The organism is Larkinella sp., from assembly GCF_965227735.1.
GTDB lineage: Bacteria > Bacteroidota > Bacteroidia > Cytophagales > Spirosomataceae > Larkinella.
This window is the reverse complement of record NZ_OZ245776.1, coordinates 3,461,241-3,475,437: the sequence shown is the minus strand read 5'-3', so window position 1 is coordinate 3,475,437 and position 14,197 is coordinate 3,461,241. Positions and strand designations below refer to the sequence as shown.

Sequence of the window (14,197 nt, the reverse complement as noted above, 5' to 3'; positions counted from 1 at the left end):
TCTTTATCTTTGATTCTTACACCGAATGACTATGGAAAACCAGTTACCCGATCAGGACGCACAGATCAACATCGAATTAACGGAAGAAATTGCGGAAGGGATCTACGCCAATTTGGCCATGATTGCGCATTCCAACAGTGAGTTCATCATCGATTTCATTCGTCTGATGCCCGGTATTCCCAAAGCCAAGGTAAAATCCCGGATCATTCTGACCCCCGAACACGCCAAGCGGTTGTTGACAGCCCTGAAAGAGAACATCCGGAAATTTGAAGATACCTACGGTGACATTAATGGGGCTGAGGACGCATTTCGGTTTCCGACCCAATTTGGCGGGCCGATCGGCGAAGCCTAATGCGGTAATGGACAAGAAATTACTAAAAATTAATTCGCCCGTCACTTTGGTTTTTCGGCCAATTTAGCTAATTTTGCACTCCTATTTTTCCAGAGGACTGTAGTAATACCAATTCTGATACAATGCCTACGATACAACAATTAGTACGCAAGGGCCGTGAAAAGCTGACTTTTAAATCAAAGTCGCCGGCATTGGACTCTTGCCCACAACGCCGTGGTGTGTGTACGCGTGTATACACAACCACCCCCAAAAAGCCAAACTCGGCTTTGCGTAAAGTAGCCCGTGTGCGTCTGTCACATGGCAAAGAAGTTAACGCCTATATTCCGGGCGAAGGCCACAACCTGCAGGAGCACTCGATTGTGCTGGTACGGGGTGGTCGGGTGAAAGACCTTCCGGGTGTGCGTTATCACATCGTGCGTGGAGCACTTGATACGGCTGGCGTAAGCGGCCGGAAACAAGCCCGCTCGAAATACGGTACGAAACGTCCGAAACCGGGTCAGGTAGCTGCACCGACGAAGGGAGCCCCAGCTAAAAAGAAAAAATAATAGCTCCCGGATTTAATTGACTGAGCGTTGCCAAAGATGCACAACGTTTAGAGTAAGATTTATCATCTGAAGATCATGAGAAAAGCAAAACCAAAGAAAAGATACGTTTTACCCGATCCTAAATACAAGGAGACGCTGGTAACGAAATTTGTAAATAACCTCATGTACGAAGGTAAAAAGAGCCTTTCGTACTCCATTTTCTACGACGCACTGGCGCTGGTTGAGAAAAAAACCAACGACAATGGCTTAGATGTTTGGAAAAAGGCGTTGAACAACGTAATGCCTTCAGTTGAGGTGAAAAGCCGCCGGGTAGGTGGTGCCACATTCCAGGTTCCGACGGAAGTACGTCCTGATCGTAAAGTATCAGTAGGCATGAAATGGCTGATCAAGTATGCCCGTTCACGTGGTGAAAAAACCATGGTCGATCGTTTGGCAGCGGAAATCGTAGCAGCAGCAAAAGGTGAAGGCGCTGCCGTCAAGAAAAAGGATGACACCCACCGGATGGCCGAAGCCAACAAGGCATTCTCCCACTTCCGGTTCTAATCCGAACCAGATTCGTATTGAAAAAACCGCTCAAAAGGCGGTTTTTTTCGTTTAAAAGGCCATCATAAATTCGTTCAGGTTCGCTTCCTGTGGGAGATTCAATCGTTTTCGCAAGCGGTACCGTTTCAGTTCGACACTCCGGACGGTGATGTTGAGCAATTTAGCCACTTCTTTACTCGAAAGATTCATCCGCAGATAGGCCGCCAGCCGCATGTCGTCGGGCGTCAAACCGTCGTATTGACTCAGTAACCGCTTGAAGAACTGTTCGTGAACTTTGTTGAAGTTCTTTTCGAACACTTTCCAGTCGTGCCGGCTTGAAATATTTGAATCGATCAGTTTGACGAGCTGGTTGATGTGTCCCGTGGCCTGATCGATGGTTTGCCGCTGTTGCACTTCATCTTTCAGTTTTTCAACTTCTCCTTTTAATTTGAGCAACAGGTCATTTTTGTGAATCAGGTTCATGGTGGTGTTGGCCAACTCCTCCGACTTGCCGATGACGTCCTGCTCCAGTTTTTCTTTCTGAACCTGCATCAGTTGCTGCCGGTGCTTTTCCTGCTCACGGGTCAGTTTCTCCTCCATTTGCTGCCGAACTTTGGTCTGGTGAGCCGCCACCTGTCGCCGGTGAACGTAAAAGCTCCCACCAATCAAACCGCATCCAATCAGAAAGTAGGCAACATAGGCCCAGAAGCGCTGGTACCAGGGCGGCAGAATCTCAAACGGAAACGAGGTAACGGAACCGTCAGAGGTAGAGCGCACCTGAAATTCGTAGATACCTGGCCTCAGACTGGCATACTCTTTTTCGGCCAGTGGGCTGAAATCTGACCAATCCTCGTCCAATCCGGCCAGACGGTAGCTGAATAAAGGCTCCTGAATGGATTCGGGTTGACTAAACTGAAAGACCAGGTGGTTTTCTCTGGCTTTCAGAACCGGTGAAAATGAATGCAATGAGACACTGCGAAAGGTAAAATATCGGCTGTCGTTTCCATTCAGAACGGCCAACTGCCGGATCAAGGGTTTACTGGTCAGCTGTTGATTGCTTACCGTTGACAGCTCCTGCCGGGGCAAAAGCGCATAACCTTTCTCAAAACACAGCAAGTAATAAGTAGAATCCAGTGGGACAATGTTCTCATAATCGTCCATCCAGGCGAAATGGCTGATGGAAAATTCCGCTTTTAAGCCATCCGGTTTGGCCACCAGGAGACTGCCATCCTGCCGTAAGAAGAGCTGTTCATCGTTCCAGCCATCAAAAATTCGCCGAATCGTTCCCGAAACCCCAAACTGCTTTTTCAAATCGGCCTCTTTGGAGTAGGAAGCCACCCAGTTGAGGTGAATGATTTTCCGTAAATCAGCTGATAATTGGATCGAATACACGCCATTGTGGGCGTGACGCAGCCAGATTTTTCCCTCCGAATCTTCCCAAACCTCCCGAATGGGTTCGCTAAATCCTGCGATGGAATGGCTAAATTGCCATTTGCCGTCCGGAGCACGACGATAAACACACAAGCCGGTATAGGTCCCCTGTAGTGCAAAACCGGGCTGTGAAGCCAATGCGCGTAAATTCCAGCCACCGGTTTGCGTGAAAAGGGGTTCCCACCCACCGGAAGGGGTTATTCGAAATGTACCGGCGTTGTGGCCACAGAGCAACTGTCCGTCGAGCACGGTTAAATCCCAGACCTGCCCCTGCGAGCCATCCACCAGATGATAAACCGGTAAACCGGCGGAGGGAAATTCGCACCAGTAAACACCATGATTGGTGCCTAAATACAGCTTCTTATCGTAAAGAACCGCATCGTAGGGTGTTCCCAGCTGACCGTTCGGATCGGTAAAATACTTCAGCGGATAACTGAATGCAAGGGCATCGATGCCATCATCGAGCCCGGCCCAGACGTTTCCTTTGAGGTCGAGGGCCAGCGAGAGGACGGTATTGTTTTGTAGCCCCTCCCGCTGATTGACAGAATACAAAATAGTGCCGATGGTATCGGTGACAATCATCCCGTTGAGAATCGTACCGAAAGCATACCGGCCATCCGACAACGCCAGCCCCTTATTGCATTGATACCGCTGCAAAAACTGGCTGGCAGGGTGGTTCAATTTCGAAAGCTGGCCATTTTCGTATAGAAATAAACCGTGATCACGGGTGCCGATCAGCAGCCCTTTCTGCCCGTACGGGAGGATCGCATGAACCGCCGTGGAACCCAGCGGCTCCGTATTGGGAAGGGAAACGAATTTCCCATTCACCAATTCATACAACCCTTTTCCGATGGATTGAAGATAATACCGGTTACGAACTCCGTAAAGGAATAGCACATTGCCCGGTAAACGCACTTCGGAAATCCGCCCATGTTGGTACAAAAAACCGGTTGAAAAAGACTGAAAAAAGACGAAGTCGGAGCCAATAACGATGTTCCAGATTTCCTCTTTGGGGAAAAGCTTGTTGGGGATTTGACCGGAAAGTGAACGATACTGAAGTATGCCCGCAGCATTAGCTTGCCAATAGCCAATCTCACCCAAACCACCTGTATAAATGCGTCCTGTTGGATCAATCGCAACCGACCGAACAATTTGCCGTTTGGGCAGTCGATAGGTTTGCCAGCGCGTTCCGTCGTATTCCAGCAAGCCTTTGGAGTTAGCAGCATAGAAGAAACCGGTAACCTTATCCTGACAAAGCGACCAGTTTTGATTGTAGGCCTGATAATCCTGCTTGGGAAAATTTCGGATGTAGGGAGCCAGGAACAAATTTTGGGAAGCAGGTGTCGCCGTCAAATCGGATAACAGGAGTAACCAAATTGGAAAGAAGATAAACCTCCTTATTTGTCGAAAACGCCTTGACATGATGAGTGTACACAAGTAATGTAAAAAGTTATTGAAAATATAATGTATTCACTTACAGTGCTTTAATGGGTAGTTTTGGGTAGTTTTCAAGGGGTTAACTAATTGTATAGTTAAAATGATGTGGTAGTGATGTACCCCTTTTTAACAGAATCTGGTCGGAGTTCGTTTACATTTGAGCTAAGAATAAGCAAACAATTTATCAGAAAAATTATGGAGAGGGGTATACTCAGTTTAATGGTATTGTTGCTACTGACGGCTACGGCCTGGGCGCAACAACGAGTCAATGGGAAAGTGACAGCGATTGATGGTTCGGTCTTACCGGGTGTCAGTGTTCAGATCAAGAATACAACGAAAGGAGCCAATACCGACGCCAATGGTCAGTACAGCATCGAGGCTAATCAGGGGGATGTGCTGGTTTTTAGTTTTATCGGTATGAAGCCAACCGAACGCACGGTGAATGGCCCAACCGTGGATGCGCAGTTGGAAGAAGATGTGACGACATTGACCGAAGTAGTAGCGGTCGGATATGGTGTGCAGCGGAAGGCCGATGTGACCGGCGCGATTTCTACCGTGAAAGCCCAGGATATTGCCAGCCGTCCGGTGGCCAATGCGACGCAGGCCTTGCAGGGCAAAGCGGCTGGCGTGTTGATTACCACCAACCAGGGCTTGCCGGGCGCAGCACCGAACGTCCGGATTCGGGGGGTCGGCACGGTGGGAAACAGCAATCCACTGTACGTGGTGGATGGCATGTTTGTCGATGACATCCGGTTTTTGAATCCGTCCGACATTCAAACCATCGATGTGCTGAAAGATGCCTCCTCGCTGGCTATCTACGGGGTTCGGGGAGCGAATGGCGTGGTGTTGGTGACAACGAAAAACGGTAAATCCGGTCGAACCACGTTCAATTACGAAGGTTTCGGTGGTGTTACCCAGCTCAGTAAAAAGCTCGATATGACCAATGCCAGCGAGTTTGCCACGCTGGTGAACGAAGTGGCCGTCAGCGAAGGTGGGGCCATTAAATTTCCGAACCCGAACTCGTTTGGGGCCGGAACGGACTGGTTCGATTATATTTTCCGCAACGGGAGTGTACAGAGTCACCAGATTACGGCTTCAGGCGGCAACGAAAAGGTCACCTTCAACGTCAGTGGCAGTTATTACGACGAAAAGGGAATTGTGGACAAGTCGGCCTATAACCGCCTGACTTTCCGGTTAAACAATACCTACAAACTGACGGGAAATTTCCGGCTTGGCAACAACCTCGCTTTCTCACGGGCGCAGTCCAATAACATCCCGGGGGGGATTGTTCAAACGGCTTACAACGCCGACCCGACCATCACGCCGGTCAACGCCGACGGCACTTACGGTTTTTCGAGTGTCAGCACGGTAGCGAATCCGGCAGCGGTGTTGGCGTATCAGACCGACGACATTGCCAAAAGCGGCCAACTGGTCGGGAATATCTACGGCGAACTCGACTTCTTGAAATCGTTCACCGTGCGCTCCAGCTTCGGGGTGGATCTGGGCCTCAACAACAGCAGCATTTACCTGCCCCAATATCTGGTGTCGGCCAGCCAGCGGAATGACCAGAGCAAACTAACCCGCGAGTATGGACTCAATACGACCTGGTTGTGGGAAAACACGCTGACATTCAATCGGACATTCAACAAGATTCACAATGTAAACGTGCTGGTGGGCGCGACAGCGCAGAATAGCCGCGCCGACGTACTACAAGGTATCCGCTTCAACGTGCCGGGGTATAACAACAACGTGAAATTCCTGTCGCTGGGTAGCACCGTCGGTGCCCAAACGACCGACAATCCCGACAACCGGAGCTATGAATTTACCTACGCATCGTACCTGTTTCGGGTCAACTATAGTTTGCTGGACCGGTATTTACTGACGGTAAGTCTCCGGCGGGATGGTTCGTCGCGCTTTCCGACCGAAAGCCGTTGGGCCACCTTTCCGGCCGTTGGCCTGGGCTGGCGGATTATCGACGAACCCTTCATGATGGACCAGCAGTTGTTCAGCAACCTGAAATTGCGGGTCAGCTACGGAAAGCTGGGAAACACCAACATTCCCAACTATCTGTATTATTCCCGCATCAGCAGCGGTCTGAACGCCATTTTTGGATCCGGGCAAACGCTGCAACAGGGAGCCACTTTGCAAAGCACCAACACCTCGAACCTGCTCTGGGAAACCGTTACCCAGACGGATATTGGCCTGGAAATGGGCTTCCTCAATAACCGTCTGACGGCAGAAATCGATTACTACAACCGGAATACTTCCGACATGATCCTGAATGTCAACATCGGGAATGGCCGTCAGGTACAGTCCAATGCCGCCAGTGCCTACAACCGAGGTTTTGAATTCACGACGGGTTGGAACGACACCGCCGGCGACTTGAAATACAGCCTGAACGCCAATCTCACCACGGTGCAGAACGAAGTAACCAACCTGGGCAACGGCGGTATTCCGATCATTGGCGGTAGCCTGGGCAATGGCCGGACGGCCACGCTGACGGATGTCGGCCGACCCATTGGCGCTTTCTTCGGCTATAACCGAATAGGCGTTTTCCAGACAGCGGACGAAGTGCGGAGCAGCGCCCAACCGAATGCCAAACCGGGCGACCTGCGCTATGAGGACGTCAACGGCGACGGCGTAATCAACGGCGATGACCGTGTTTACCTGGGAACACCGATTCCAAAGATGTTCTGGGGCTTCAATACCAACTTTGCCTTTAAAGGCATCGATCTGGGCGTTGATTTGCAGGGTACGCACGGCAACAAAATTTACAATGGCCGACGGGCGGTGCGTTTCGGCAACGAAAACTACGAACGGATTGCCCTGGAACGCTGGACGGCCCAGAATCCATCGACGACCCAGCCGCGTCTGACCAACGGCGGACCCAACTACGATGTGTCGAATTACTTCATCGAAAGCGGCTCCTTCGTCCGGATTCGGAACATTCAAATTGGCTACACCCTGCCAGCAACCTTGCTGCGTACGCTGGGTGTGCGTTCCATCCGGGCGTATGTCAATGCCCTGAACCCGGTTACGTTCACCAACTACTCGGGCTTCTCGCCGGAAGTAGGCGGTAACGATGCCAGCACCCTGAGCCGGGGGGTCGACCTGGACGTTGTGCCAGTCTACCGCACGACGACGGTTGGTTTACAAATTGGATTTTAATTTTTAACGGGCAAGAATCATGATTTCCATATCGAAACAATTTTTGAGAATTGCGCTGGCGGGTTCCCTGATGCTGACGGGACAGGCGTGTAGTGAAGAATTCCTGGATAAAAAACCGCAGGGTGAATTGATTACCGAGGATTTTTTCAACAGCCAGGAAGGGGCCGTTCAGGCTACCAATGCCATTTACTGGCAACTTCGCCAGTGGCCGACCCACGTTTTTGCATTCATCGGTCTTTCGAGCCTACCGTCGGATGATGCTGATAAAGGGAGCGAACCGGGCGATGCGAGTTTCCTAAGCGAGTTCGATCTGTTTACGGTTACGTCGACCAATGGCGGTTTGAATGATTTCTGGAACGGCCAGTATCTGGGCATTGCCAAGGCCAATCAGGTCATCGAGCGGGTTCCGGCCATCGAAATGGATGAAACGCTCAAGGCACGGCTGATTGCAGAAGCCAAAATGTTACGGGCTTACTTTTACTTTAATCTGGCAAGGGCCTTTGGCGGTGTTCCGCTGATTACGCAGTTGCAGGACGACGATGCACCGGCGGTGCCGCGTGCCAGCAAGCAGCAAATTTACCAGCAGATCGAAAAGGATTTGAATGACGCAATCACGGTGTTACCGGAAAAATCGGAATACGCAGCCACCGAACTGGGCCGGGTCACCAAAGGAGCCGCCAAAGGCTGGTTGGCGAAGGTGTCGATGTATCAGGGAAAGTGGAGTGAAGTACTCCGGCTGACGAATGAAATCATGCAATCGGGACAGTATGACCTCAAAACGCCTTACGAAGTGATCTTCACCGAAGCCGGGGAGAACACGTCCGAGTCGCTGTTCGAAGTACAAAATGCGGCCTTACCCCAGGGCGGTGGAGGGTCGCAGTATGCCGAGGTGCAGAGCGTCCGGGGGCAGTTTGGCTGGGGTTTCAATGTGCCATCCGAAGATCTGGTGAAAGCCTACGAAACCGGTGATCCGCGAAAAGCGGCTACGATTATCGAGCGGGGCGAAACGATGCCCGATGGGGTCGTCATCATCCAGAATGCAACGAATCCGTACTACAATCAAAAGGCATACGTGGCGCAGAACGAAACCAAATCGCCCAACGGTATGGGGGATTCCAACAAGAACATTCGCCTGTTGCGGTATGCCGACATTGTGCTAATGAACGCCGAAGCCGCCAACGAACTGGGACAATCACCCCAGGCCGTAACATCGCTGAATGCGGTTCGGGCGCGGGCTCGGGGCAGCAATGCCGCCCTGTTGCCCAATGTCGTTTTCGCCAGCAAGGAACAACTGAAAACCGCGATCTGGAAGGAACGCCGGGTGGAACTGGCCATGGAACACGACCGCTTCTGGGATCTGGTGCGGCAGGGCCGGGCTGGCGCGGTTCTGCGGGCGCTCAACAAGCAATTTGTCGATGGCAAGAGCGAATTGATGCCCATTCCACAGCCGCAAATCGACGCCAGCGGGGGCGTATTAACGCAAAATCCCGGTTATTAATTTGTTGATGGTGGGAACGCGGATTGAACGGGTCAAAACGGATTTTTATCTGTGTAAATCCATTTTGATCCGTTCAACCCGCGTTCCCATCCAATTCTGTAGGCATGAGACTATTAAAATTACTCCTTTTCTTTTCCCCTATTCTGGGCTGGCTGACCACCTGCTCGGCGCAGTCTGCGAACGAAGCCATTCCTCCCGTTGCCAACGAATACAGCGAGTACCTCGAAACCGCTCAAAAAGCCACGTTCCGGTATTTCTGGGATTTTGCGCACCCGGTTTCCGGCCTGGCTCCCGAACGAACGGCTACGCCCAACATCGTGACGACGGGCGGCAGCGGTTTTGGGATTATGGCCATCATCTTAGCCGCCGACCGCCGTTGGGTAACCCGTGCCGAAGCCGTGGAGCAACTCCGGAAAATGACCGGTTTTCTGGAAAAAGCCGACCGGTTTCACGGCGCCTGGCCGCACTGGCTCGATGGCAATTCGGGAAAAGTGATTCCCTTTTCGGAGCATGACAACGGCGGAGACTTGGTCGAAACGGCTTTTCTGGTGAACGGTTTGCTGAGCGCACGGGCGTATTTCGATGGGACGACCGCTGCTGAAAAAGACCTCCGGCAACGGATCGATAAACTCTGGCGGGAGGTCGAATGGGACTGGTACGTTCGCGATGGAAAACTGCTCTGGCATTGGTCTCCGAACCACGAATGGAAAATGAACCACCCCCTTCGCGGCCACGACGAAACCCTGATTACGTATGTGCTGGCGCTCGGTTCGCCAACGCACGCCATCAAACCGGAAGTCTACCAGAATACCTACAAGCAAAGCGATCATTACACAAACAATCAGACGTATTTTGGCTATAAACTGCCGCTCGGTTTTCCGATGGGTGGACCGCTGTTCTTCACGCATTATTCCTTCCTGAGCCTCGATCCGCGCCTGATGCAGGATGAGCAGACGAATTACTGGGAGCAGAACCGAAACCATACGCTCGTCAACCGGGCGCACTGTCTGCAACCGCGTCAGGCGATGTTTGGCTACGGGCCGGGCAACTGGGGCCTGACCGCCAGCGACGACTACAATTTCTACGATGCTCATTCGCCGACGAACGACAACGGCACCATTAGCCCGACGGCGGCTTTGTCGTCGTTTCCCTACACGCCGTATTATTCGATGCAGGTGTTGCGAAATCTGTATCTACGCGAAGGAAACCGGTTTTTCGGGCCGTACGGTTTTTACGATGCCTACAACAAGGGACTAAACTGGTATTCCAACCAGTATCTGGCCATCGATCAGGGGCCGATTGTGGTCATGATGGAAAATTACCGCTCGGGTTTGCTCTGGAAACTGGGTGAGAAAACGCCGGAACTCTGGGCGGGATTGACCAAAATGGGGATCAAAACGCCGGTGTATCCGACGGGTTTCTACGCCTACGCCCCGGATTTTCGGACGGGTTACATCGATCTCTGGAAACATCCGGATCGGGGCGCGTATGTGCTGGACTTTGCCGTAAGAGGGGCTGGAGCCATCACCTTGACGGTTTTTGATGAATCAGGCCGGGCGGTGAAAAAACTGATCGACAACAAAACCGAGTCTGAAGGCATGCAACAACTCCTTTTCCAGTTGCCGCAGGGAAAGTATGAGTTTGAGATTATACAGGGAAACGAAAAGCAGCGGGTTAAGATTTCACTTCATCAAAGTGTTGATAATCAATAGTGCGGAACCCATGTCAGCGGTCGAAGACCCTGACAGCGGTTTGTTGTTAGTATTACGCAATCGACAACAGCAGTATCGCTTTTCTAACCGCTGTCAGGGTCTTCGACCGCTGACAGGGTTAGAAAAGTGAATAAATAAATGGTGCCAGCGCCGAACCCGTCGTTAAAACCGTCAGGGCACTCAGGAGCAGCAACAGAATCAGCAACGGATAGAGCCAGTATCGCTTGCGGGTGCGCATGAAAAGCCAGAATTCGCGTAGAAATTCCATGGGTGGGGTTAGTTTTTGATCGCCTGGAGTTGGGCTTTTAATTGCAGGGCTACGGCATTTCGGGGATCGGTGCGCAGAGATTTGGCGACGTATTTAGCGGCCCCGTCAGTATTGGCAAATTTCAGATACCCGGCAGCTAGCTGATTGCTCAGCGTTACATTCGTCGTATCGGTTAAATACCGGTTTTTGACAGCCACCAGTTGTTCAACAAACGTTTGCAATTCGGTCAGACTGAACGGCGTTTCGTTGTGGGCGGTTGCGTAGCGGAGGTAAATGAGGGCTTCGTCGGGCCGATCCAGTTTCAGCAACGTTATGAACAGACTCTGCGCCGTGGGAAAAGTTGGTTCCAGGTCAAACGCCTTTTTTAGATGCCAAACCGCCTGTTCAGGCTGATTCAAGCTCAGGGATAATTTCCCGGCCTGCGCATAAAAACCGGGATCATACGGGTGTTCCAACGACAAAGCTTCGCTTACCCGCAAAGCCCCCTGCGGATTATGCACCTTCTGATAATGCGCCAGCAGTTGATCCATCGCGTTGCGCCAGGAAAGTTGCTTCACCACCAAAGCCCCCGCCAGTTGCTCCTCCACGGTTTTGGCACGTTTTTCTTCGGGTGGCATGGGTTCATTAAACGGCCAGCCTTCTTTCAGAATCAGCATTTCAAAAACGCCTTTCAGCGAATCGACGGGCGTAATCGGCATTTGCCGACGGAGTTGGGCCAACGACATTTCGTTTTTCCAGTCGGTCGCAATGAGCCGCCTTTTTTTCAGGGCTTCGTAAAACGCGTCGGACAGCAACGCATAGCCGTGCAAATTCGGGTGAACATGCTCCAGCAAGGTCTCGTGTCCCAGAATGCCATTTGGCGAATACCGTTCAAAAACCGCCCGGGTGTCGACTTCCGTCACGTTTGGGTAGTGGGCCGCCAGCTCCTGAATGACCTGATTGATGGCTCGTGGTGCCCGAAACCGTAGCAAATCCAATTCTTTCGCCTGAACGAAACTTTGTTTGGCTTGCTTCGTATCGCCTTTCGCGTAGGCTTGTTGGGCCTGTTTAAACTGCTTCTCCGCTGATTGGTGGGCATTTCCCGGCGCACTGATGAACGGTTTTAAATCCTTTTCATTGCTGACCAGATTGCTGATCAATACCGGAATCTGATGCGCCGAGAAGAGTTGACAGAGATCATTCAGGTTGGTTTTAAATTGTTCAATGCCCTGCTGATACGCATCCGATCCGTACAGAATTTGCTGGTCGGCGGCCATGCGTTTCATCAGGTTTTCGCGCAAATCCACCTTTTCATCCGAAACGGTTTTCCGAATGCCCGCAATCATTCGATTCAGGAGTTGCATCAGCCGGAATTCCCGGAGCTTTAGCACCAGACGCACGAGAGCAGGATGACCACCCAGCGAACTGGTCGAACCGACGCCCATGGCACCGTAATATTCGTTGTGGCCGGTATAAATCAAAACCGCATCCGGTTCGTAATCAATTAATTGTTTGCCAAACCCGAAAACCGTGTAGGAATTGACGGCCGTCAGTGACAGGTTGATGATTTCGAAATGACGGTTTGGGAAGGTATGCATCAGCCGGTAGTGCAGCCAGCGGTGGAACGAGCCGTTGTGGAAATACGGATAGCCAATCGTGGTCGATTCGCCCAGCACAAAAATACGGAAGGTGCCGTCCGCTTTTCGCTGTCGGAAAGGTTCGAAATTCCCAACGGTCGCGTTGGCGGTTTCGGTAAAATACCGCTCCGACGCGCGTTGGTTCATGATCAAAAAACCGTTTCGTTGCGGGTCTTCCACGAACAGTCGGTAGTCCTGGCCATAGCCAAACAGCCGGAGAAAACCTTCGGCCAGCGCCAACAGCAGCACGGGCAGCAGCACCGCAAGTCCTTTAAACAGCCACAACCGCTTCTTCATGAATTGAACCGGTTACCGTTTAGTCTTCAAATGGTACGTTCCGACTTCTTTGCCATCATCGAGCAACATGCTCAGATGCAGGTCTTTTCGGTCAGCTTTCAGTTTCATAATCGTCCGGGTGCCGTCTTTCGAGCCACCGCCGATGATGATGGGATAATTGTGTTGGTTGGCCACCGGCTCGTGAACTCCGTATTTGTGGGTGTGGCCGCTGATGCAAAGGTCGACTTTGTACTTGTTGAATAAAGGCGTAAAGACTTTCTGGCAGTGCATCGGGCCGTGCCAGTTGTTGTGGTAAAACGTCGGGATGTGCATGAAAACCACCCGGAATTTGGCTTTTTTGAACGCCGGGCTCTGCATTACCTGCTCGACCCAACGCCCCTGTTCTTCACGATAGGCATCAAAATCGACAATGCCCGCGTAAACCGGTTCGCTATCCGGTTTGTCTTCCCCGGTGTCGATGACCGTAAAATGAACCGGCCCCCAGGTATAACTGTAGTAGGACTTACCGCCCGGATTGGAAAAATACTGCGGTAATTCACGGCGGTATTTGCCCCTCGTTTCGTGGTTGCCCCGCACAAACAGAAACGGAATTTCTTTGGCAAAACCGGCCGAACAGGGCGTCAGCAGGTGGGCGATCAGTTGCTGCTCGTCGGTCTGGTAATCGAACAAATCGCCGTTCAGGAACACAAAATTGAACGGATCACTGCCTTTCAGACTCAGCAGGTGTGTGATGGTTTCGGGCCGGTCGTGGACGTCGTTCAGCACCAGACAACTGACTGCATCGGACTGTTCGTCAGGTGTTTTGAAACGCAACAGGCCGGTTTCAATCGTCTGGCCATACGTGAGTTTATACGGTTTGAAATCCGTAATTTCTTTGGAATACACCCGGTAGTGGTACGTTGTCCCCGGTTTTAAGCCCCGGAGCGTGATGCCATTGATCCGGTTGTAGGCATCGACCAATCCATCCGTCACGCTGTGTGCTTTCTGGCCTAAAGAATCGGTTTCGCCGTATTCGACCCAACTGTACGAAGGCAGATTGGCAATCCACCGCACCGTCATCGAACCCGGCCCCGTGTATTGCAGATACGGCTCGCTCAGAAAAACGTGGCCTTTGGCTGGATCGGGCGACACCACTTGTGGGTTGTTTGCCAGAACTGCTTCGGGCAAAACCGTACCGAGAGCGCCCAGACCAGCCGCCGATTTCAGGAACGCCCGGCGGTTGGAGGAGTGGTTGGAATTGTTCATACTAAAGGGAGGAGACACTCGTTTGACCGCATTCCGTGAGCTACCCCGGAGGGGTTTACTGTTAATAGTCCAACCAGGTTAGTTAATCGTTTTGAGCCCCGGTAGG

Annotated in this window: 10 protein-coding genes; 6 read left to right on the top strand and 4 right to left on the bottom strand. The window is 51.8% G+C overall.

Translation table 11 applies throughout. The features are described 5' to 3' along the window. The first annotated feature begins 31 nt into the window (after positions 1-31). The 3 genes from ACO064_RS13365 to rpsG all read left to right on the top strand — a co-directional run bounded on the left by ACO064_RS13365 (position 32) and on the right by rpsG (position 1,440). Positions 32-352, top strand: coding sequence for a DUF3467 domain-containing protein (locus tag ACO064_RS13365; protein WP_421827815.1), 321 nt, complete (start codon positions 32-34; stop codon positions 350-352). A gap of 122 nt (positions 353-474) precedes the next feature. Further along, on the top strand, positions 475-897 hold the full coding sequence (gene rpsL, locus ACO064_RS13360; protein ID WP_114406409.1) for a 30S ribosomal protein S12: 423 nt from the start codon (positions 475-477) through the stop codon (positions 895-897). A 75-nt stretch (positions 898-972) separates the two neighbouring features. Next, on the top strand, positions 973-1,440 hold the full coding sequence (rpsG, locus tag ACO064_RS13355) for a 30S ribosomal protein S7 (protein WP_114406408.1): 468 nt from the start codon (positions 973-975) through the stop codon (positions 1,438-1,440). A 51-nt stretch (positions 1,441-1,491) separates the two neighbouring features. Here the strand turns inward: rpsG and ACO064_RS13350 are convergent, their stop codons facing one another. Next, a complete protein-coding gene (locus ACO064_RS13350; protein ID WP_421827814.1) occupies positions 1,492-4,203 on the bottom strand; it encodes a triple tyrosine motif-containing protein in 2,712 nt (903 codons plus the stop codon). A 303-nt stretch (positions 4,204-4,506) separates the two neighbouring features. Here ACO064_RS13350 and ACO064_RS13345 point away from each other — a divergent pair, with 303 nt between their 5' ends. The 3 genes from ACO064_RS13345 (at position 4,507) to ACO064_RS13335 (ending at position 10,665) form a co-directional block, all read left to right on the top strand. Further along, entirely contained in the window at positions 4,507-7,455 is a 2,949-nt protein-coding gene (locus tag ACO064_RS13345; protein ID WP_421827813.1) for a SusC/RagA family TonB-linked outer membrane protein, read from the top strand. Between the two features lie 19 nt (positions 7,456-7,474). Further along, entirely contained in the window at positions 7,475-8,953 is a 1,479-nt protein-coding gene (locus ACO064_RS13340) for a RagB/SusD family nutrient uptake outer membrane protein (RefSeq protein WP_421827812.1), read from the top strand. 104 nt (positions 8,954-9,057) lie between these two features. Beyond that, the gene (locus ACO064_RS13335) at positions 9,058-10,665 is read left to right on the top strand and encodes a glucoamylase family protein (RefSeq protein ID WP_421827811.1); all 1,608 of its coding nucleotides are present in this window, start codon (positions 9,058-9,060) and stop codon (positions 10,663-10,665) included. 118 nt (positions 10,666-10,783) lie between these two features. On the opposite strand, the gene ACO064_RS13330 is transcribed toward ACO064_RS13335, so the two are convergent. From ACO064_RS13330 to ACO064_RS13320, 3 genes are read right to left on the bottom strand one after another with little or no spacing between them, the layout of a single operon-like run. Then, the gene (locus ACO064_RS13330; RefSeq protein ID WP_171062891.1) at positions 10,784-10,933 is read right to left on the bottom strand and encodes a DUF5989 family protein; all 150 of its coding nucleotides are present in this window, start codon (positions 10,931-10,933) and stop codon (positions 10,784-10,786) included. Positions 10,934-10,941: 8 nt separating this feature from the next. After that, a complete protein-coding gene (locus tag ACO064_RS13325) occupies positions 10,942-12,846 on the bottom strand; it encodes a hypothetical protein (protein ID WP_421827810.1) in 1,905 nt (634 codons plus the stop codon). Positions 12,847-12,858: 12 nt separating this feature from the next. Next, a complete protein-coding gene (locus ACO064_RS13320; RefSeq protein ID WP_421827809.1) occupies positions 12,859-14,091 on the bottom strand; it encodes a metallophosphoesterase in 1,233 nt (410 codons plus the stop codon). Positions 14,092-14,197 lie beyond the last annotated feature (106 nt).